This window comes from Shewanella polaris, from assembly GCF_006385555.1.
GTDB lineage: Bacteria > Pseudomonadota > Gammaproteobacteria > Enterobacterales > Shewanellaceae > Shewanella > Shewanella polaris.
In genome coordinates this window covers 1,331,407-1,353,742 of the sequence record NZ_CP041036.1, presented here as the reverse complement: position 1 = coordinate 1,353,742, position 22,336 = coordinate 1,331,407, and the positions used below count along the sequence as shown (strand labels likewise).

Below are 22,336 nucleotides of genomic sequence, written 5' to 3'. Positions count from 1 at the left end.
AAAATAACAATCAGCTTTAATCTGCTGTTTTATATTCCCGATAAGCTTCACCTTGGCGTAACCAATCAGGGGCTGGCGCACCTTTTAAATAATGGTCAAAGTACTGTTTCATCTTAATACTGTAATCAAGCTTGTTAGGGTACTTTTTCAAATGATGCGGTTCATCTTCATATTGCAAAAACACCACGTCTTTACCTGCACGACGCATCGCAAGATATAACTCAACACCTTGCTCCCAAGGTACAGCATCATCTTTATCACCAAACATGATCATCATTGGGGTTTGAATACGATCAACATAAAATATAGGCGAGTTTTCAATATACTTTTGTGGGGCTTTAAACAAACTTTCGCCAATGCGGCTTTGGCCTGTTTCATATTGAAACTGCCTTGCTAAACCCGAGCCATGACGAATACCACTGTATGCACTGGTCATATTCGACACTGGAGCCCCCGTAACAACCGCTTTAAAGATATTAGTTTGTGTCACAGCATAAGCACTTTGATAGCCTGCCCAAGAATGGCCTTGAATACCAATTGCGTTAGGATCGCTCACGCCCATCTCTATCAGCTTTTGCACACCTGCGGTCAATGCTTTTACTGATGAAATGCCAGGATAACCGATCTCAAAGCGGATATCTGGCAGAAAAATAGCGTAGCCATTGTCAGCGTACCAAGCAAAGTTAGGCCTATGATTGAGTTTCATATCAGGAAATGCATGTAATCTATCGCTCATAAAGCGGTAAAAATACACTAAAGTTGGATACTGTTTGCCAGCTTGATAATTCGCGGGCTTAATGAGTACCCCATCCATTTTGATACCATCACCATCACGCCAATGCACTAATTCCGCATTGCCCCATTTAAATGGCTTACGTTGTTTATCTAGGGTTGTAAGCTGTACAGCTTTCTGTGGCGAAGTATTATCCGCAATATACAAGTCTGGATACAAATCATAGCGCTGTTTTGAAAACACCACAGTCGCAGCTTTATCCGCTCGAGCAAGCAAGGTTAATTTGCTGTTACTCTCGGTTAACCTGTTCACGCCTGCTACACCAATTTTGACGCTGAAAAAACCATCTGCTTTTGATAGATGATTATAGCCTTGCAATAACACTGTTTCAGCATTATTCACTACCGCGGGTAACGGCTTATCTTGGACTAAACCAACTATTCTAAATTGAGTTTTTTGTTTTCGCCCCTCCCCGTTAGTCAGCATAAAACCTTGCTTCGATGCACTATTAAACTGCCATACATCGTATTTATCATATACCGTTATTGCACTCCCATCGGCTAACCAAGGACCAAAACCGTATCCAGGCGCTTCACTTGGGTAATCATGATCTTCATTAGCAAAGGGGGTGGAAATATTCGCGGTTAAATTAATCTTACGCTGGGAAGCAACATCATAAAGGTAAACATTACCTTGCTGATAATAAGCTAAATATTTAGCCTGCGGCGATAGCGTCGGCATTTCACCACTAGGTTGCTGAGTTAATACCGGGATTTTATTACCGTTGCTTACATCAACCAAATACACATCACGATAGAAACCTGCCCAGGTGATCATTTTTTGATATGGCACATCTGAACTAGCCAATAGAAAACGAGTTTGTTCACCGTAAGTGACATCTGGCACCATTTGATCGGCTAATTGGACTAACGTATTTGAATCTAGGTGTAAAACCGCTAAATAAGTGCGTTTTAATTCTTGCTCATATTCTTTAACTTCTTGAGGCTTAATTTTGGCGTCATCGCCATGCCAAATGCGTAACTGCTTTTTCGCCGTAATAATCTCTGGATTAAAGACATCATTTGGGTTTTGGTAATCAGCAAGTTCAGCTTGTTGTTCTACTTTTGGCACTCGACCGACAAATAAACGCTGACCATCTTTTGAAAACTGCAGGCTTGAGTATTGGTTATATGTCCAACCTTCTGACTGAGCAAATTGTTGTTGTTTATTCTGCTGCACATCAATAAGTAACATATTGTACTCACGACCATAGCGTATAGCACTCGCAGCGCCTTTTGTCACGGCAACATATTGGCCATCGTCACTAATTGCTAATGCTTCAATATGTTCATCTGTACTTGTATAAAGTTGGCGCTGTGTTTGGTTATCCAGCGTGATTAACACAACCTGGTGAAGCTTACTCTCGCCTTGATTAACCGCAGCAACAAAATAATTACCTGCTTTATCAAAAACAAATCGTGTTACATCAGACAACTGAGTTTGCTGTTCTGTAGCTAGGTTTATTAAGCGAATATCCGCGCCTTTATCAGCCTTTTCAATCTCTGGGGGCTCACTATCAGCTTTTGCATTGTTAGTATTTTTCGTTTCTGAAGCTGTTGACTTTAACGCTATAGGCTCTGAAGTAGTTGGTTCTGGAATTTTTGATTCAGTATTTGCCAACTCAGACTCAGCAGGCTCTGGTTTATTAGCTTCAAACTTCACGACTAAAAAATGACCGTCATCGCTAAATGAAGCTGAATTGACCTTGTCAAATTGTTGCTGTTTTCCATTTTCGGTATTGAGCAACACAATTTGATGAGGTAAATCGTCCTTCTTTTTGGTTTCTCGATCAAATAAAGTTGCTTCAATTGTAGCCAACACAAATTTACCATCAGCACTGACGTTAACATCGGTGCCATTGATAATTTCATATTGCTTGCGATTATCACTAAAACGAATTAATGCACGACTATCTCCCCTATCTGGAGTAGCCTGTACCGCAATCACTTTGCCATTATCCGAAATAACTGGCTGTTGTAAGGTTTCAAAATGCATTATGTCATCAAGAGACAGTGCACGTTCCGGAGCCGCATGGGCACTAAATGACAGGCAAATTGCCAATGGAATTAAATTGAATAATTTCACAGTTTTCCTCTAATGGTTGCCGTAATGGATTATCTGTAATTTTAACTAGGTAATAATAAGCTTAACGTGCCAGCAGTAGACTTAACACACTACACTCGACCAAAGTCGTCTATATAAAAAATGCTCACCGCATAAGCTAATGCTCGCCAATAGCATATTGAACTGCCGATAAATTTTCAGCCTTAAGATATGTTACAAGTAAACAACTTGTAACAAAGGCTCATAGTAAAACAATCGGAATAGATTTGACTTAAAAATAACGGAAAAAATGTGATAATACTCACTATTTTCTGTAAATAAACGTTAAAAGTGGTTAAAATACGCCGCAGAAATCGACGATTTCTATCGTCACTTGGCCGTGTTATGTATGCGGTCTAACAATTGCAGTAACCACAACCGTGGAAGGACTATTCATGTCAAAACGTACAATAACCGTGATCCCTGGTGATGGGATTGGACCAAGCATTATCGATTCAGCATTAAAAATCCTCGACAAAGCAGGATGTGATTTTGAATATGAATTTGCAGATGCAGGGTTAACGGCGTTAGAAAAGCACGGTGAACTCATACCCCAGCGTACTTTAGACCTTATCGAAAAAAATCGTATAACGCTTAAAGGTCCGTTAACTACACCTGTCGGTGAAGGTTTTACGTCTATCAATGTCAGCTTACGTAAAAAGTTTGCATTATATGCTAACGTGCGCCCGGTGATTTCATTTAAGGGAACCCAAGCGCGCTATGAAAACATCGATATTATTACCGTGCGTGAAAATACCGAAGGTATGTATTCAGGCTTAGGTCAAAAAATCTCTGATGATGGCCAAACAGCAGAAGCGACCAGTATTATTACTCGTCATGGCGCAGAACAAATCACCACATTTGCTTACGAGCTAGCCCGTAAAGAAAACCGCAAAAAAGTGACTATCGTTCACAAAGCTAACATCATGAAATCAACTTCGGGTTTATTTTTGAAAGTTGCTCGCGAAGTAAGCTTACGTTACCCAGATATCACCACAGAAGAAATGATCGTTGATGCCACGTGTATGAAACTGGTTATGAACCCTGAAAACTTTGATGTGATTGTGACCACTAACCTATTTGGTGACATTTTATCTGACTTATGTGCAGGTCTAGTGGGCGGTTTAGGTATGGCACCAGGCGCAAACATTGGTCGCGATGCGGCTATTTTTGAAGCCGTACACGGCAGTGCACCCGATATTGCAGGTAAAAATCTAGCCAATCCAACTTCTGTTATTTTAGCGTCGATTCAAATGCTGGAATACTTAGGCATGTCAGATAAAGCTGAGATGATCCGCAGTGCAGTAGCAGCGGTTATTGAAGAAGGTGACCGTACCACCCGCGATTTAGGCGGCACTCACGGCACAACCGACTTTACGCAAGCGGTACTTGACCGTTTAGGATAATGCTTATTTTTTAAAATAAGCAATCAACTAAAAAAGCCCCTCATGCATTGCATAAGGGGCTTTTTATTAATGTAGCTTTAGTTTCACAATAACGGTTTATGCGTAGCTAACGCCCTTTTCAGGGAAAATCCATAAATGCACAGTCACTTCATCGCGATCGTGATAAAGGTGCTTACACTGCATTTTAAAATCAATTTCATTTTCAGTTAAAATGGTCGCCATGGTTTGTAAAATCGTGCTGACTTCTTTATAGCGGCTCTTCATCGGTAATTTAAGGTTAAAAATAGCTTCTTTAAACCAACCATTAATCGCCCATGCTTCCATCAATTCTGCAACTCGAGCTGGCTTTTCAACCATGTCACACACTAACCAATAAATATTTTTACGTGGTGGTTCGAAACGGAAACCATCTGCACGAAAATGCTTCACTTGGCCCGTTTCCATCAATTTTGGATCCATAGGGCCGTTATCAATGGCTGCAACCATCATCCCACGGCGAACTAATTGGTAAGTCCAACCACCAGGGCAAGCACCTAAATCTACCGCGTTAAGACCACTACGGCAGCGAGTTTCTTGCTCTTCTTTAGTTAAGAATGCACCAAAGGCTTCATCGAGTTTCAGGCTTGAGCGACTAGGAGCATCGGCTGCCATTCTTAAACGAGGGATCCCCATAAAATGAGGAGAGCTATTATGGTTTAATGAATATCCGGCATACGCTTTACCCGGCCCAATAAAGCACACATGAATAATCGGTCGACGCGGATTTTCAGCATTCAGCAGCGCACCACTCTTTTTTAGCCCTTGGCGAAGCGGTACAGTCAACTTCCGGCAAAATGCAGATAATTCTTTAGCTTCATTGGTGTCAGGTGTTTCAACGCGCAACTCACCACACTTTGACATTTTAGCTAATGAGGCAACGATAGGACCAACACGGTCTTTCTCTGGCAAATCACTCAGCAACTCACCTGCAGCAAACATTTGGCGAGCAAAAATCAATGAACTCAGTTCCAATTCCTTAACTAACGTATCGGCACCATTTTCATCGAAACATTGAAATATCACATAAGCATCGTTGAGATTGGTTTTAACAAAACCATCGACATTTAATTCAGCTGCACGTTGTTGAATTTCTGCCGCACAGTCTTTTTCATAGCCTGAGCGACAAAATAGGAATAGGTTTTTCATTTGGAGCCTTAGCTTAAGGGTATTCGCATAATAGCGAGACAATAATCTCGCTATTATACCCAAAAACACTCACGGTGGGAGAATTTAGCCAAGCCATTATTCTGCTGATTTTGCATGCCAAATAGCTGCCGCAAATAATAACCACCCCACTAAGAAACATAAGCCGCCTATTGGTGTAATTGGACCAATCCATTTAGCCCCCGTAAAGGCATAAAGATATAACGAACCAGAAAACAATATTATCCCAGCAATGAAGCTATAAGCAGCCCAGTTAATCAGTTTTGACGGGATCCAATGTGCAGAAAATGCCAACGTAATCAGTCCAAATGTATGATAAAACTGATAATCGACCCCTAGTTTAAAAATACTAACCAGCTCTGGTGGCGCAATAGATTTAAGTCCGTGGGCAGCAAAGGCACCAAGCGCTACCGCCATAAAACCACTCAACGCAGCAATTAATAACAAGCCTTTTTTCATCTTACTTAACCTTCTTCATACTGATACTCGACGCATTTTAATAATGATGTGAACCCATTTTTGTGACTTGAGGCACGAGCTTTGATATTGATATGTCGGTAACCATAGTTTAATTAAAACTAGTCTACTCGAGCAATAAACTGGCTGATGTGATTAATTGCAATATTAAGATTACCATCAAGGGTATAACCTGACGATTTTCGCGGTTGTAAACTATGGTCACCATCACCAATCCAACAGACTTCAGCATGTTCACCTAAATCCCATGTAGGCACTTGCTGAAGATTGCCAAACTTATCTCGTTCACCTTGAACAATTAACATCGGGTGAGCATTATGCTGAATGGGCGCAAGTCTTGGCTCTCCACCTTTAAGTGGAATAAACGGATAGCCTAGACACACCACCGCAGCTATTTTATCGATTACAGAGGCAATAAGTGGCTGTTGTAATTGATGATCTGAACTGGTCAATATTGCTGACATACGTCCGCCCATAGACTTACCCATCAGAATTATCCGCTGACAATTGATCAGGCCAAGCGCCATCTTTTGCTGAACATCCATCAATACTTGTTCATAATGTACCAGCAATTTAGGCGCTCGATCAGGCGGACGACGTTTACCATCTTGCATATTGGCTTGCATATACAAAAAATTAAATCGATAAACTTGATAACCTTGTGCGACTAATTTATCTGTCATTGAAACCATATACTCATGGTGCATATTAGCACCAGCCCCATGAGCAAAAATAATCAATGTGTCGCTTATCGGCCCTTGTAATAGATAATCAATAGCTAACATCGGAGCATTATCCGGTGAGCAACTCACTACGAGACTCCTCGGTAAACATATCAACCATCCATTCCCTAAAGGCCGACACTTTACCTATTTCAGAATGACTTTGCTGACACACTAAATAATAAGCATCTTTGCTGACTAATACCTCAGCAAACGGACACACCAATCGCCCTGCTTTGATATCAGGCCTAGCAAGTACGCTATAGCCTAGTGCTACACCTTGACCATGGGCCGCGGCTTGCAACACCAATGAAGAGTGACTAAATATAGGACCTTGATTCACATTGATGTCAGTCACGCCACATTGCCTAAACCAAGCCTGCCAATCTTGGCGGTTGGAATCATGCAGTAAGGTATGGAACTTTAAATCACTCGGTTGGGTTAATGGTTTAGGACCATTGAGTAATAATGGCGAACACACAGGAATAAGCACTTCATTACGAAGTTTATCAGCACGTAATCCAGGCCAATTGCCTTGGCCATAATAAATAGCCACATCGACATCGTCAGTTAATGAATTAGAATCACTGTCTACGGCTTTAATACGTACATCAATATCAGGATTCTTTTCACTAAACTTTGCTAAACGAGGAACTAACCATTGAATAGCAAAACTAGGGGACATACTCACTGTTAACGAGCCGACAGCGCTTCGAGCCAGTAGACGATTAGTCGCTTCTCCAAGCTCAATAAAAATATCTTTAATGTCTAGAAAATAGCTTTGCCCCTCTTCCGTTAACAATAATGATCTATTTTTACGTCTAAATAATTTTAGCCCTAAAAAATCTTCTAATGCTTTAATCTGATGACTCACCGCGGCTTGAGTGACAAATAACTCTTCTGCGGCGCGGGTAAAGCTCAAATGTCGTGCTGCAGCTTCAAATGCTTTGACTGCATTTAAAGGCGGTAATCGTCTAGACATAATGATCAATCTCTCATTTTTTAATTAGTTTTTCTAATGATTATCGGTATTTTTTGTCGTTTGTAAAGAACTCTGTGTTTGGTTAAATTAGCGCCATTGAAAATACAGTTGGACAATCTCTACGACGTAAACGGGATAGTCCGGCAATTGTGATTGATTAGCCTGGAGGCTCACCCTTATGTTCAACCTAAATACCCTTTTTGCTATAGCGCTAACATCCATTCTAGGATTAACAACAGCCCAAGCGACTGAACTAGAACCTATCGATATGGTTGATTTACATGCAGAGTTATCACAAAGCATTGAAGCCATGCAAATCGATATGAATAATGATGTTAATAGTATTTTAATTGCTGACAATGATGAACCACAAGAATCATTAGAAGTGACATCATCAAATTAAGTGATTAAATAAGACATCGATTTACATTCTCAATTTCACTGACCGTAATATCATTGTACCATTAGTAACGTTGAGCAACGCCTAGTAAAAACAATATAGAATGTAGCATAAAAAAACCGCATATAATGCGGTTTTTTTATTTATCATGCTTAGCATCACGGTCATTGGTGACGTTATCACTCACAGCCTAAGGGCGATAAACTTTAACGTTTGTATAACCCTGCTCAACAAGATATAAAGCTTGCAGTTTACTCATCACACCACGGTCACAATATAACAAATACGTTTTAGACTTATCTAAATCTGCAAATTGCGTCGCTAATTTAAAAAATGGAATGGTTTTAATCATTACATTTTCAATCAATAGTGGTTTTCTTTCTTCTTCTTCCGGCGCGCGTACATCAATAATTATTTCGCCAGAAGCGACATCTTTAACCGTTTCGGTTTCGGTTACTTGTTGATTCATTTCAGCCTCAATATCACGAATATTCATCACTACGGCAGCCTCAACTACCCTATCAATTAAATCTTCAGAGAACTTTAACTCTTCCGCTTCAACTTTAGATAATACCGCTTTAACGGTAGGCTTTTGTGAGATCACACCACAATATTCAGGAATCGACTTAGCAAAATCTTCAGTACCAATAATACGACTCTGATTAATAATGTCTTGTTTGTCCATGGCGATAAGCGGACGTAAAATAAGTAAATCTGTGCAGCGATCAATCACATTCAAGTTAGTCAGTGTTTGACTCGATACTTGACCTAGGCTTTCACCTGTTACCAATGCTTGAATACCATACTTGTCTGCAATACGTGTTGCTGCACGCATCATCATACGTTTGAGAATAACACCCATTTGACCATTCTCAATACGCTCAAGGATCTCTTCAACTACAGGCTCAAATGGCACAGACACAAAACGTACTTTGTGTGATTCACCATACTTTTTCCATAAATGGTAAGCGACTTGCTTAACGCCAATCTCGTGCTGAGCTCCACCTAAATTAAAGAAACAGTAATGGGTACGTGCACCTTTTTTAATAAACTGGAAACTCGATACACCAGAATCAAAACCACCCGAAATAAGCGACAAAACATCTTCTTGTGTCGCCATTGGGAAACCGCCCAAACCTTCAATGCGACGTTCTACCATGTAAAGCTTATCTTGATTGATTTCAAGGTTAACAGTCACATCTGGATTTTTAAGTTTAACGCCTAACGCATCAGTGTGTTGATTTAATCCACCGCCGACATAACGTTCAACTTCAATTGAATTGAAGTCATGATTACCAGAGCGTTTTACCCGGACACAAAAAGTTTTACCGGCAATTTCATCACGGTATTTTGGCAAAGCTTGCTGATAAATATGGTCGATCGAATCAAAACTGTATTCACTCACTTGCACAACATGAGCAATACCTGGAATGCAGGCTAGTCGCTCTGCAAAAACGTCACATAATTCCGGTTTATCGCTCGGTACTTGCACTATGATACGATCATACAAACGTTGTACTTTGGCACCTTCATCCACATTTTTAAGCACATTACGTATATTAGTTTCAAGCATTTTGGTAAAGCGCATTCTTACCGACTTGCTCTTCATCATGATTTCAGGGTACAGCTTTACGATAAACTTCATGGGGCGTCCACAGGTATCAGCATCACAATAGCACTACACTCTTTGTAGCTAAGTAAATAGAGATAGTAATACGTTGATAATAAATTGAAAAAATAGCAAGGCTCAGTCTACTCAGTTTGCTTACGTTATTAAGTAAAAAGCAAAGCATATGCAATAATTCGCGGATTATACCAAAGGATGCCTATTAACCAAACCTATTCACTTTTTTATCTGCTATTTATTATACCAATCCTATTAGATATGTGATCTTTCAGCGGGAGTTCAAAGTGCTGTAGGCAAGCCAGATGATTGAAGCGAATCGTGATTCTCGGTAACAAGCTCCTGCATTACTCTACCTCCAGCATCTGACCGCCATGGAGGGTGGGAATGTCTTATTTTTTATGGAAAAAAATAGACCATGCAGTCGTATTTTGAAAGCATCTAACGAAGCATAAAGGACTTTGAAACCCGCCAGAATGGAGTCTCTCAGGTATTCCACTTCTGTGTTACATCGATTTAAAAGGGAACAACCATTTCTACATCAATGTGCCTTGAATTGAAAAACCTGAGAGACTCTGAACCGACCAGATATTTAATGAGATTGGTATTATAGACAACGACATAATGAATAACCTTCAGAGTCAGCATAACCGTCGCTAAAAAAGCCATGTCGATAATTAAAGCAGACTGAAAACAAAAAGGGCAACCCCTACTAAAGAGGTTGCCCTTTTGTTTATGATTAAAACGACCCACTATTCAGTAACGATAATTTCATTCGACTCTTTAGGCTTTCCTTGCTCAATGGATATTTCAACACGGCGATTTCTAGCTTGATTATCTTTAGTATCATTAGGTACCAACGGACGATTAGACGCTTCGCCAACCACCTTCATACGTGTTTCATCAAAACCAGAGACTTTTCTTAATTCGTGAGCCACAGCCACAGCTCGCTGAGTTGATAACTCCCAATTTGAACTGTACAACTCATTACTAATATCCGCACCATCGGTATGCCCCGACACCGTAATGATCCCAGGAACATCCTTCAATAACTCGCCAATTGAACGCACAATTGGTTTAAATTTTGGTTGTAAAAAACCAGAACCTGATGCGAACGAGCCTTTTTCGCGAATACGGATGATAATTTGCTGACCTAAAGATTCAATTTCAATGGCACCATCAACAATTTCTTCATTGAGCTTTTCAGCCATTTTTTTAACTTGTTCATTAATATTTTCTTGCGAAGACGCTGCATCTTTTTTAACGGCTTCAGCTTCTTGCTGAGCGGTCGCGGCAGCATTACCGCCACGTTGTTCACCATTTTGTTTCTGAGTGCCACCCGCACTGTCATCCTCACCGGCTTGATATTCAATCGTTGGCTGAGTCATTTCATTGGTTTGTTGATTAATGATCTCAATAGGGGTGGGATCAGGTCGTCCAGGGCGAAACTCAAGCGCGATAACCGATGTTCCCTTAGGAATATCTTTCACTTCAACTTTGTTTTGTACTCCAAATGCATACTTCATTGAACCGGCAATCTGCTTAAACTTCATGACGTCCATTTCTGAGAACGCCAAAAGCAACACAAAGAAACACATTAGCAACGACATCAAGTCTGCAAAGGTAGCAAGCCACAAAGGTGCTCCCGCTGGTGGACAATCACACTTGGCCTTAGCCATGAGTTACTCTCCGTCCGTTGTGTCAATGACTCGGAGTTTTTCTGATAGGTAATTCTTCAAGAATCCTTCAATCACCCGTGGATTTTGACCATCTTGAATCGCTAGTACCGCATCCATGATTAAATTACGATTCAACAATTCTTCATTCATTCGTAATGATAATTTATCCGCCAACGGGATAGCTATCATGTTCGCAATCACGGCACCATAAAGTGTCGTTAATAATGCCACGGCCATTGACGGACCAATAGATTTAGGATCATCCATATTAGACAACATCGCCACTAAACCCACTAGAGTACCAATCATACCCATCGCAGGGGCAACATCTCCCATGGCTTTAAAAATACTAATGCCTGTTTTGTGGCGTTCTTCCGTTAATGCAATATCTTTTTCTAAAGCATTACGCACCACATCACCATCATGACCATCAACTAACATATCGACAGCTTTTTGCATAAAGGTGTTGGTAATAACCGCCTCTTCTAAGGCTAAAAAACCGCCTTTACGGGCGGCATCAGCCATGGTGACAGCTTGTTCAATCAAATCTTCAGGTTTATCTAATTTAAACATGAAGGCTTTCATACCAATCTTTATCGAACCTAAAAACTGCTTGAGGTTAAATTTCATCATCACAACGAATAAAGAGCCTGCCACAACAATCAAAACTGACGGTACATCGATAAATAATCCAACACCGCCGCTGGTGGCCATCGCACCAATAATAAATGCAAAAGCACCGATAATACCTATTAGGGTAGCTAAATCCACAACATCTCCTCAACCGCAGTCATTACGCTGCCTATTTGTGCTACTTTATTGTGCTACGTTATGATGCATTAGCGCACGCTATATAACCCGAATAATCCAACATCATATCGTGTAAACTATCTTGCCCATCGTTATGTATTACAGCAAGAGTTGCAATACTATTTTACGTTAGCAATGTTAAACCATGACTTGTTATCGGACAAACTCCGCTCAAGTTTAGCTTGTTTTTGCATATTCTAAACAAAATTCAATAACAAAGCGTGCTGTTGAGCAAATAACCAGCGACTGTATTTGACCGATACGCTGGGCTGATATACCTTGTCACACGCTGAATGAAAGGAATATTAATCGTGGCTAAAAAACCAGAAAACCTCAGTTTTGAACAATCATTAACTGAACTTGAAACCATTGTTGCTCATTTAGAGCAAGGTGAAGTCTCGCTGGATGATGCACTTAAACAATTTGAGCGAGGCATTAAATTAGTGCGACAAAGCCAAGCCAAACTTGAGCAAGCACAGCAAAAAGTCTCTATCTTATTAAATGAAGATGATGCTGAATTAGCGCCGTTCACTGTTGAAAGTGAATAATCGTCAAATAGTGTGTATTGAATAATAGGGCTTGATACGTGTTAGCTGAAGCGATAAAAACATACCAAACACGCGTTAATGGTATTCTAAACCAACATTTAACGCAGCTTGATGATGCGGCGCCAGACTTAAAAGCAGCAATGCTTCATGGGGCATTATTGGGTGGTAAACGCATTAGGCCTTTTTTAGTCTACAGTGTCGGTGAGATGCTTGGGGTTAATAGTCATGCGCTTGATAAGGCCGCTGCTGCCATTGAATGTATCCATGCTTATTCCTTAATACACGATGACTTACCGGCAATGGACAATGATGCACTTCGTCGTGGTCAACCCACGGTTCATATTGCATTTAATGAAGCTACAGCAATTCTTGCGGGTGACGCACTGCAAACCTTAGCTTTTGAAATAATGACGGCACCCTGTAGCGACTTACATCCAAAACAGCAATTAGCCATGGTTAGGGCATTAGCAAAAGCATCCGGGTATCAAGGCATGTGCGGTGGTCAAGCAATTGATCTCAGTGCCACAGATAACAGTATAGAATTAACTAGATTAACCGAATTACATAATAAAAAAACCGGGGCATTAATCAGTTGTGCCGTCGAGCTTGCTTTAATTGCTGCCGACATACCTGATGAACACTATCAATTGATGATGAAATACGCCCAAACACTTGGATTAGCGTTTCAAGTACAAGACGATATTTTAGACATCACAACAAGCACAGAAGAGCTGGGGAAACCTCAGGGTTCTGATCAGCAATCGAATAAAAGTACCTTCCCAAAATTGTTAGGTCTCGAGGGTGCCAAAGACTGTGCGGAACAACTAATACAAGATGCACTATCAGCGCTGACTAAATTACCATACAATAGCCAGTTAATTGCAGACTTCGCCCACTATATAGTTGAGCGAAGATTATAATAAAGAGTCTGAAAATCTCGCTATGAGTTTTGATATTTCTAAATTCCCAGTACTAGCTAAAGCTAATACGCCAGAAGAATTAAGGAAGTTACCTCAAGGTTTACTTCCACAAGTGTCTGATGAACTTAGACAATTTTTACTTCAGTCTGTAGGTATTTCTAGCGGACATTTTGCTTCTGGCTTAGGCACAGTTGAATTAACTGTGGCACTTCATTATGTCTACAATACCCCATTTGATCGACTAGTGTGGGACGTAGGCCATCAAGCATATCCGCATAAAATTCTCACCGATCGCCGTGAGCAAATGCACACCATTCGACAAAAGAATGGTTTGCATCCTTTTCCATGGCGTGAAGAAAGTCCATACGATACCTTTAGTGTCGGTCACTCTGGTACTTCTGTTAGTGCAGCATTAGGGATGGCAATCGCCGCGGAAAAGGAAGATGCTGGGCGAAAAGTTGTTGCCGTCATTGGTGATGGCGCCATGACAGGTGGGATGGTGTTTGAAGCCCTTAATCATGCTGGCGACTTGCACAATGACATGCTTGTGGTCCTCAATGACAATGAAATGTCGATTTCAGAAAACGTTGGCGCACTTAATAATCATTTAGCACAGCTAATGTCAGGCCGTTTTTATACCACTATTCGTGAAAACAGCAAAAAAGTCCTACAAGGTATGCCCGTCATTAAAGAAATGGCTAGACGCACTGAAGAACACCTTAAAGGCATGGTAGTACCTGCTACATTATTTGAAGAGCTTGGGTTTAATTATATTGGCCCAATTGATGGCCATGATGTGGACTCCCTTGTCGAAACCTTGCGTAATATGCGTAACCTGAAAGGGCCACAAATATTGCATATCATGACCAAAAAAGGTCGTGGTTATGAGCCTGCTGAAAAAGATCCTATCGGTTGGCACGCAGTGCCTAAATTCGACCCTAGCCAGTTTAAGAAACCGGTAACAAAACCAGGTTTACCCACTTTTTCACAAGTGTTTGGTAAATGGTTATGCGATATGGCGGCCACTGATGATAAGTTAATGGCGATTACACCTGCTATGCGTGAAGGCTCTGGAATGGTTGAGTTTTCGCAGCATTTCCCTAAGCAATATTTTGATGCTGCAATTGCAGAACAACACGCAGTGACTTTAGCTGCAGGTTTTGCCTGTGAAGGTTTAAAACCTGTCGTCGCTATTTACTCGACCTTTTTACAACGTGGATATGATCAACTTATCCACGATGTTGCATTACAACGTTTACCCGTTTTATTTGCCATTGACCGTGGTGGTATTGTTGGCGCAGATGGACCAACTCACCAAGGTGCATTCGATTTAAGTTTCATGCGCTGTATTCCAAATATGATCATTATGGCGCCATCTGACGAAAATGAATGTCGCCAAATGCTTTACACTGGATATTGTTATCAAGATGGACCTGTCGCTGTTCGTTACCCTAGAGGGTCTGCAACAGGTGCCGAGCAAATTGAAACCATGACAATACTCCCTATTGGCAAAGGCGTGTTAACCCGTCAAGGCCAAAAAATTGCCATTATTAACTTTGGCACCACACTGGCAGCGGCAACAGATGCTGCTGACAAGTTAGATGCCACAGTTGCCGATATGCGCTTTGTTAAGCCGCTTGATCTAGAATTACTTGAACAAGTTGCAAACAGTCATGATGTCATTGTGACCATAGAAGAAAATGCAATCATGGGTGGAGCGGGTTCAGGAGTGCTTGAGGCATTGCACAAAATGCGTATTGAAAAGCCTGTATTGCAGATTGGTTTGCCAGATGAATTTATAAAACATGGCGCACCTGATGAAATAATCGCAGAACTTCGACTTGATGCAGCAGGTATTTTAGCGCAAATCCAAGAGTTTATAGCTTAATGCTTTTGTATTTTTTATGGTTGCGATGATTATATTTGCTATTCATAGCATCAAATAAAGCCAATAAAAAAGGACTGAAGATTCAGTCCTTTTTTGTGTCTGTTTTTTAACAACTCATGATGAATGCTAAAGATCAATACCATCGACTAATACAAGAAGCTAATGTTGAATACTAATATTAGAGACCTATATTAGTAACTAACTTAAGTGTCAGACTTAAATTAATCTTTATGCTTCGACATCCACACTTTCGCCGCCTTGAGATACCATCACCATTGCTGGGCGTAATATACGACCATTCAATAAGTAACCTTTCTGCATAACCATCATCACAGTATTAGCAGGATACTCAGCACTTGGTTGCATACCAATGGCTTGATGATGTTCAGGGTTAAATGGTTGACCTAAAGGATTAACTTGGGTCACACCAAACTTCTCAACCGAGGTTAAAAAACCCTTCATGGTCAATTCAACACCTTCATAGATAGATTTAGTTGCTTCATCTTCAGGGTTAGTCCCCTGTAATGCTCGCTCCATATTGTCTATCACAGGCAATAATTCGTTAACAAATTTTTCTAAAGCAAATTTACGTGCTTGTTCGACATCTTTGGCCGCACGAGTACGGATATTTTGCGTTTCTGCTGCTGCACGCATTTCAACATCTTTACGTTCAGCTAGTGCAGTTTCTGATTCAGCAAGGCGCTGCTCTAATTCTTCAATTCTAAAATTTGCTTGGGTTAATTCATCCATCAAACTTGCTTCATCAGCCGCGACATCAGATGTGACGACTTCTTCCACTTGATTTTGCGATTCGTTACTCATTTTCACTCCGGCTAAAAAATGCGTTATTGGCTATTCTAGGACAATAAAGTGGCCATTTACTGGAATTTAACAGTAAATCTCACACTTTTAATTTGTTTGAGTATATTATGGGGATCAATTTTCATGTTTCAAGGCCTAAAGGCATAACAAACCCGAATATGACTAAAATGTTTCAGACTATTGGACTCATCGGTAAGCCACATCATCAAGGTACTAACCTTACATTAACCCGGTTGCATCATTGGTTAAAAATGCAAGGGTATAAAGTCATTGTTGAAGAACGAGTATCTGCAGAATTAGGTTCAGACGTTTGTTCAATGGATCTGCTTGAAATGGGTGAACACTGTGATTTAGCCATCGTAGTCGGCGGTGATGGCAATATGCTAGGTGCTGCCAGAGTATTGGCTCGTTTTAACGTTGCTGTTATTGGTTTAAATCGAGGAAACTTAGGTTTTTTAACGGATTTACCACCCGATAATTTTGAAGAAGCTTTATCGAAAGTGCTTAGCGGTGAATTTGAAACCGAACACCGTTTTTTATTAGAAGCTGAAGTTCACCGTCATGGAAAAATAACCTCAAGTAACACAGCTGTAAATGAAGCGGTTCTTCACCCAGGTAAAATTGCTCATATGATCCAATTTGAGGTCTATATTGATGAGCAATTTATGTATAGCCAGCGCGCAGATGGAATGATTGTCTCCACTCCTACCGGTTCCACTGCTTATTCTTTGTCTGCTGGAGGCTCAATTTTAACCCCTAATCTGCAAGCTCTTATTTTAGTGCCTATGTTTCCACATACCCTGTCTTGCCGCCCTATTGTGGTCGATGCATGCAGCATTATAAAACTTGTAGTATCGCCAGATAATGGTGAAAACCTCGAAGTCAGTTGTGATGGCCATGTGCATTTAGCGGTATTACCTGGCGATGAAATATTTATTCGCCGATCGTCTGAACGCCTTAGACTCATACATCCCAAAGGCCACAATTACTTCCATGTATTACGCCAAAAATTAGGCTGGGGCAGTAAACTCTTTTAACATTTTACACTTTTTTACATTTTCAATATCTGTCGCGTGAACCCCTTCACATTAACATTGACTAATTAACGTTATTTTAAAGCCAATCGTTCAATCGTTTGGCTTTATTTGTATGTCTCTGCGTCCCCAAAATGAGTCTCTGAACCGATACCACTATTCCAGTATTAGACACAGATCTCATTTTTATCAACGAAAACGTTATCTTGGTTATTAAAATGATCTCGATCAACACTTTTAACACTTAAATAACGTCTATTACAGCCTCGTTAGCGAAACGCTAACAAATAATAATAATTTAGTACCCACAATACCAGAGGTATGCATGACAATATTACAGTTACTCGCTAGCTTAACGCCCATTATAAGCGTAATGGTATTTTTAGTCCTTATGCGCTTACCGGCATCCAAAGCGATGCCGATATCAATGGTAGTGACAGGGCTAGCGGCGGTCTTTATTTGGCAAATGGACACGCAACTCCTTGCTGCATCTGTCGTTGAAGGGCTTCTATCTGCATTAACCCCGTTAACCATTATTTTTGGTGCGGTATTTTTGTTAAACACACTCAAATATTCCGGGGCTATGGACACCATTCGAGCTGGTTTTACTAACATCAGTGCGGATGCTCGTGTTCAAGTTGTGATAATTTGTTGGTTGTTTGGCTCCTTCATTGAGGGCTCAGCAGGCTTTGGTACACCAGCGGCCATTGGGGCGCCGTTGTTAGTACTATTAGGCGTACCACCGATTGCAGCTGCTGTGGTTGCATTAATAGGAGACTCTACAGCCGTATCGTTTGGGGCGATTGGTCTACCCGTATTGTTTGGTATGGAACAAGGTCTAACTGAAGGTGGAGTCAACATGGCAGCAGGTCAATTTGCTGAACATGGTGGTACTTTTGTGGGTTACGCACAGTTTATTGCTAAGCACATGATTACAATAGACTTAGTGACAGGTTCATTGATTCCGTTAGTAATGGTTTGTGTCTTAACCGGCTTTTTTGGTCGAAATAAATCAATTAAAGAAGGCTTACAAATTTGGAAATTCGCCCTGTTTGCTGGCTTTGCCTTTACGGTACCTGCATGGTTAATTAACTATTTTGCAGGTCCTGAGTTCCCATCGGTTATTGGTTCACTTGTGGGTATGGCATTAGTCATTCCAGTGGCTAAAAAAGGTTGGTTATTACCATCACAACCTTGGTGTGATTTCAGTGAAAATGACAATAAATCAGACGGAGATCTAGCTGTTAATCAAACACCCGTTAAGTTTTCACAAATGGCAGCTTGGTCGCCATACGTCATTATGGCAGCCTTGTTAGTCTTGTCTCGTGTCATTGCCCCATTTAAAAGCTGGTTAACCAGCTTTAATATTAGTTGGACAGGTTTACTGGGTACCGAACTTAAAGCAGGCTTTGCCACGCTCTATGCTCCGGGTGTATTCTTTGTCGTGGTCTGCTTATTCGGTTTTATCTTATTTAAAATGAAGCCTGCTGCAATGAAACAATCAATTACCGTATCTTGTCGTTCAATGCTGCCAACGATTATTTCTTTAGGTGCATCAGTACCTATGGTGAAGATATTCCTTAACTCTGGAGTAAATAGTGCAGGCCTCGAGTCAATGCCAGTTGCATTAGCAGACTTACTGGCCAATAGCATGGGTTCAGTTTGGGCTTGGGTTTCTCCAATTGTAGGTATTTTTGGTGCCTTCCTTTCAGGTTCGGCAACCTTCTCAAATATGATGTTCTCAGGCCTACAGTACTCTGTTGCCGACAATATCGGAATGAATCACGCTATCGCGTTAGCCTTACAAGGTATTGGCGCTAATGCGGGTAATATGATGTGTGTGATGAACGTCGTGGCTGCAGCAACCGTTGTGGGAATGGCAGGAAGAGAATCAGAAATTATTCGTAAAACAATGCCTATTGCCCTAGGTTATGCCCTAGTAGCAGGCACCATTGCAGTTATCTGGGGTGGATTTTAATTCACCATAAAGTGACTTCTAATCTAACGATAACAATACAATAACAGTAGGCACGCTATGCCTGCTGTTCATCCAAGTGTTAAGAGAACATGTTATGACTATTAATTATCAAGTAGTGATGGATACGTTAACATCACAACTCGGCGCTGACGCCGTATCGAATGATCCTGTCCGCCGTTTTGCGTGGTCAACAGATGCCAGTTATTTCCGTATCGTACCTAAAATTGTGGTGCATGCAGATACCCCTGAACAAGTTAAAATCACCCTTAATATTGCCAAAGCTAACAGCGTACCAGTGACTTTTCGTGCCGCGGGTACCAGTCTATCGGGTCAAGCTATCGGTGAAGGTATTTTATTGATTTTAGGTCATGATGGCTTTCGAAATATTGACATCAGCGAAGACAAATTATCCATCACTTTAGGCGCCGCAGTGATTGGTTCTGATGCTAATTTAGCGTTAAAGCCGTTCAATAAAAAAATTGGCCCCGATCCTGCCACCTTAGCTTCAGCTAAAATAGCAGGTATGGTGGCAAATAATGCCTCTGGTATGTGTTGTGGTACCGCTCAAAACAGTTATCAAACAATCAAGTCGGCTAAATTAATATTCGCAGATGGAACTGAACTTGATACAGGCTGCCCACATTCAAAAGCGGCATTCAGTCAATCGCAGCCCATGTTGCTAGCGGCCTTAAGTGATTTGGCACAATTAACCCAAAACAATCCGACTTTAGCAGCACGTATTCGTAAAAAATTCTCAATTAAAAATACCACGGGCTACAGCATAAATGCACTGGTAGACTTTAGTGATCCCTTTGATTTAATCAACCATTTAATTGTAGGTTCTGAAGGCACACTCGCATTTGTTAATGAAGTGACTTATCACACGGTTGAAGAGGCCAAATACAAAGCCTCTGCCATGGCCGTGTTTTTCAATATGGAAGATGCCGCGAGTGCAATCCCCCCTATTATAGGTGATAGCGTAGCTGCAGCAGAATTACTTGACTGGGCATCAATTAAGTCGGTTACCGGCAAAGCTGGTATGCCGCTATGGCTCAGTAATTTACCCGAAGGTTCAGCAATTTTATTAATTGAGTGTCGTGCAAACGATGCTGAAACATTAACAAAATATACTGAAGATGTGATTGAAAAAATTGCTCATATCAAAACGGAACGTCCAACCGAATTCAGTAATGATCCTGCTGTTTATGGCCAATATTGGGCGATGCGTTCTGGTCTATTCCCTATTATTGGCGGAGCAAGACCAAAAGGCACATCAGTCATTATTGAAGATGTTGCATTTGAGGTTCAGCACTTAGCCGCCGCGGCAGCCGACTTAACCGCATTATTCCATAAACACGGTTATCCTGAAGGGGTCATTTATGGCCATGCATTAGCGGGTAACTTCCACTTTATTATTACACCCACTTTTGCCTCACAAGACGATATCAATCGTTTCCATGGCTTTATGCAAGATGTCGCAGAAATGGTGATCAACAAGTACGACGGGTCAATGAAAGCTGAACATGGTACCGGTCGTGCTGTCGCCCCATTTGTTGAAATGGAATGGGGTAGCGACGCTTATACCTTGATGAAGCAAATTAAACAGGTATTCGATCCAAGTGGATTATTAAACCCTGGGGTTATCCTCAATGACGACACGTTGGTGCACGTTAAAAACATTAAACCTTGTCCCGTGGTTGATGACTTTGTCGACAACTGTATTGAGTGTGGTTTTTGTGAAAAAACCTGCCCTACATCGGCACTGAACTTCTCGCCACGTCAACGGATTGCGGTACTTCGTGAAATAGAACGTTTAGAACAATCTGGTGACCAACAAGCTGCGGCAAAAATGCGTGCTAGCTCCAAATACGATGTTATTGACACCTGTGCAGCGTGTCAGTTGTGTACCATTGCCTGCCCAGTTGATAACAGCATGGGTGAGTTGACTCGTAAATTACGTACACCATACATCACCACCACAGAACAAAAAGTGCTCGACTTCCAAGCTAAGCATTATGGTGCGGTTAACCAAGTGATCAGCACAGGCTTTGATATTTTAAACATTGTCCATAAAATAACAGGTGATGGCATTACCAATTCGATAATGAAAGCCGGCCGTCTTATTTCTAAAGAAGTACCCTATTGGAACCCTGACTTCGCTAAAGGCGGAAAAGTGACTAAACCTTCAGCGCCTAAACAAGGTCAGCCAACGGTTTTATACTTCCCAGCTTGTGGTGGCAGAACCTTTGGTCCAACGCCGAAAGATCCTGACAACCGCACATTACCAGAAGTGGTTATCACCTTACTTGAGCGTGCTGGCTACAATGTCATTATTCCAGAGAATACCCGTAGTTTATGCTGTGGGCAGATGTGGGAGTCAAAAGGTGATTTTAAAAATGCCAACGCTAAGCGCGATGAACTGATTGAAACGCTCAGTAAACTGTCTGAAAATGGCAAAGTGCCAATAGTAGTTGATGCACTGTCTTGTACTTATCGAACACTAACGGGTAACCCAAAAGTGAAAGTGCTCGATTTAGTTGAGTTTATGCATGACGAATTATTACCAAGCATGACCATTACTAAGAAAGCCAACATTACCCTTCATCAAGGTTGTAGCGCTCGTAAGATGAAGCTAGAGCCTAAACTGCAAGCTATTGCAGATGCATGTACTCACAATGTTGTATTACCTGAAGGCATTACTTGCTGTGGTTATTCTGGTGAGAAAGGCTTGTACAAGCCAGAAATTAACGCCAGTGCTTTGCGCAACATTAAAAAGCTCATTCCGCTAGAAACCAAAGAAGGTTATTACGCTAACCGAACGTGTGAAGTGGGGTTAACTCACCATAGCGGTATTTCTTACCGTCACTTAGCTTATCTACTTGAAGAATGTACACGTTAGTGAACTAGGAACAAGGTCAATAAAAAGGACATTGATAATCTATCAATG

Annotated in this window: 17 protein-coding genes; 8 read left to right on the top strand and 9 right to left on the bottom strand. The window is 41.1% G+C overall.

Translation table 11 applies throughout. The features are described 5' to 3' along the window. Positions 1-16: 16 nt before the first annotated feature. The gene (locus FH971_RS05945; protein ID WP_140233709.1) at positions 17-2,878 is read right to left on the bottom strand and encodes a S9 family peptidase; all 2,862 of its coding nucleotides are present in this window, start codon (positions 2,876-2,878) and stop codon (positions 17-19) included. Between the two features lie 413 nt (positions 2,879-3,291). Here FH971_RS05945 and FH971_RS05940 point away from each other — a divergent pair, with 413 nt between their 5' ends. Further along, complete coding sequence (locus tag FH971_RS05940; protein ID WP_137221925.1) at positions 3,292-4,302, top strand: isocitrate dehydrogenase; 1,011 nt, start codon at positions 3,292-3,294, stop codon at positions 4,300-4,302. A 96-nt stretch (positions 4,303-4,398) separates the two neighbouring features. Here the strand turns inward: FH971_RS05940 and rlmM are convergent, their stop codons facing one another. The 4 genes from rlmM to FH971_RS05920 all read right to left on the bottom strand — a co-directional run bounded on the left by rlmM (position 4,399) and on the right by FH971_RS05920 (position 7,686). Further along, on the bottom strand, positions 4,399-5,487 hold the full coding sequence (gene rlmM / locus FH971_RS05935; RefSeq protein WP_140233708.1) for a 23S rRNA (cytidine(2498)-2'-O)-methyltransferase RlmM: 1,089 nt from the start codon (positions 5,485-5,487) through the stop codon (positions 4,399-4,401). Between the two features lie 96 nt (positions 5,488-5,583). Then, positions 5,584-5,964 (bottom strand): DUF423 domain-containing protein, encoded by a 381-nt coding sequence (locus tag FH971_RS05930; RefSeq protein ID WP_140233707.1) that lies wholly within the window; start codon positions 5,962-5,964, stop codon positions 5,584-5,586. Between the two features lie 119 nt (positions 5,965-6,083). Then, entirely contained in the window at positions 6,084-6,794 is a 711-nt protein-coding gene (locus FH971_RS05925; RefSeq protein WP_140233706.1) for an alpha/beta family hydrolase, read from the bottom strand. After that, entirely contained in the window at positions 6,775-7,686 is a 912-nt protein-coding gene (locus FH971_RS05920) for a transcriptional regulator GcvA (protein WP_137221933.1), read from the bottom strand. The genes FH971_RS05925 and FH971_RS05920 overlap by 20 nt, the downstream gene beginning before the upstream one ends. A 178-nt stretch (positions 7,687-7,864) precedes the next feature. Between FH971_RS05920 and FH971_RS05915 the strand changes: the two genes are divergently transcribed. Then, positions 7,865-8,089, top strand: a complete 225-nt coding sequence (locus tag FH971_RS05915) for a hypothetical protein (RefSeq protein WP_137221935.1) — start codon at positions 7,865-7,867, stop codon at positions 8,087-8,089. A 187-nt stretch (positions 8,090-8,276) separates the two neighbouring features. On the opposite strand, the gene thiI is transcribed toward FH971_RS05915, so the two are convergent. The 3 genes from thiI to pomA form a co-directional block, all read right to left on the bottom strand. Then, on the bottom strand, positions 8,277-9,731 hold the full coding sequence (gene thiI / locus FH971_RS05910) for a tRNA uracil 4-sulfurtransferase ThiI (protein WP_140233705.1): 1,455 nt from the start codon (positions 9,729-9,731) through the stop codon (positions 8,277-8,279). 731 nt (positions 9,732-10,462) lie between these two features. Next, the gene (locus FH971_RS05905; protein ID WP_140233704.1) at positions 10,463-11,389 is read right to left on the bottom strand and encodes a flagellar motor protein MotB; all 927 of its coding nucleotides are present in this window, start codon (positions 11,387-11,389) and stop codon (positions 10,463-10,465) included. Between the two features lie 3 nt (positions 11,390-11,392). Then, positions 11,393-12,160: a flagellar motor protein PomA gene (pomA, locus tag FH971_RS05900; RefSeq protein ID WP_140233703.1), complete on the bottom strand. Its 768-nt coding sequence runs from the start codon at positions 12,158-12,160 to the stop codon at positions 11,393-11,395. A gap of 350 nt (positions 12,161-12,510) precedes the next feature. Here pomA and xseB point away from each other — a divergent pair, with 350 nt between their 5' ends. From xseB to dxs, 3 genes are read left to right on the top strand one after another with little or no spacing between them, the layout of a single operon-like run. Next, positions 12,511-12,747, top strand: a complete 237-nt coding sequence (gene xseB, locus FH971_RS05895) for an exodeoxyribonuclease VII small subunit (RefSeq protein WP_140233702.1) — start codon at positions 12,511-12,513, stop codon at positions 12,745-12,747. Between the two features lie 38 nt (positions 12,748-12,785). Further along, positions 12,786-13,667, top strand: a complete 882-nt coding sequence (ispA, locus tag FH971_RS05890) for a (2E,6E)-farnesyl diphosphate synthase (RefSeq protein WP_140233701.1) — start codon at positions 12,786-12,788, stop codon at positions 13,665-13,667. Between the two features lie 22 nt (positions 13,668-13,689). Next, positions 13,690-15,555 (top strand): 1-deoxy-D-xylulose-5-phosphate synthase, encoded by a 1,866-nt coding sequence (gene dxs / locus FH971_RS05885; RefSeq protein WP_137221946.1) that lies wholly within the window; start codon positions 13,690-13,692, stop codon positions 15,553-15,555. A gap of 228 nt (positions 15,556-15,783) precedes the next feature. On the opposite strand, the gene grpE is transcribed toward dxs, so the two are convergent. Then, positions 15,784-16,377 (bottom strand): nucleotide exchange factor GrpE, encoded by a 594-nt coding sequence (gene grpE / locus FH971_RS05880; RefSeq protein ID WP_137221948.1) that lies wholly within the window; start codon positions 16,375-16,377, stop codon positions 15,784-15,786. Positions 16,378-16,535: 158 nt separating this feature from the next. Between grpE and nadK the strand changes: the two genes are divergently transcribed. The 3 genes from nadK (at position 16,536) to FH971_RS05865 (ending at position 22,288) form a co-directional block, all read left to right on the top strand. After that, the gene (nadK, locus tag FH971_RS05875) at positions 16,536-17,414 is read left to right on the top strand and encodes an NAD(+) kinase (RefSeq protein ID WP_140233700.1); all 879 of its coding nucleotides are present in this window, start codon (positions 16,536-16,538) and stop codon (positions 17,412-17,414) included. A 322-nt stretch (positions 17,415-17,736) separates the two neighbouring features. After that, positions 17,737-19,389: an L-lactate permease gene (locus FH971_RS05870; protein WP_140233699.1), complete on the top strand. Its 1,653-nt coding sequence runs from the start codon at positions 17,737-17,739 to the stop codon at positions 19,387-19,389. Positions 19,390-19,483: 94 nt separating this feature from the next. After that, positions 19,484-22,288: an FAD-binding and (Fe-S)-binding domain-containing protein gene (locus FH971_RS05865; protein WP_140233698.1), complete on the top strand. Its 2,805-nt coding sequence runs from the start codon at positions 19,484-19,486 to the stop codon at positions 22,286-22,288. The last annotated feature ends 48 nt before the right edge of the window (positions 22,289-22,336 follow it).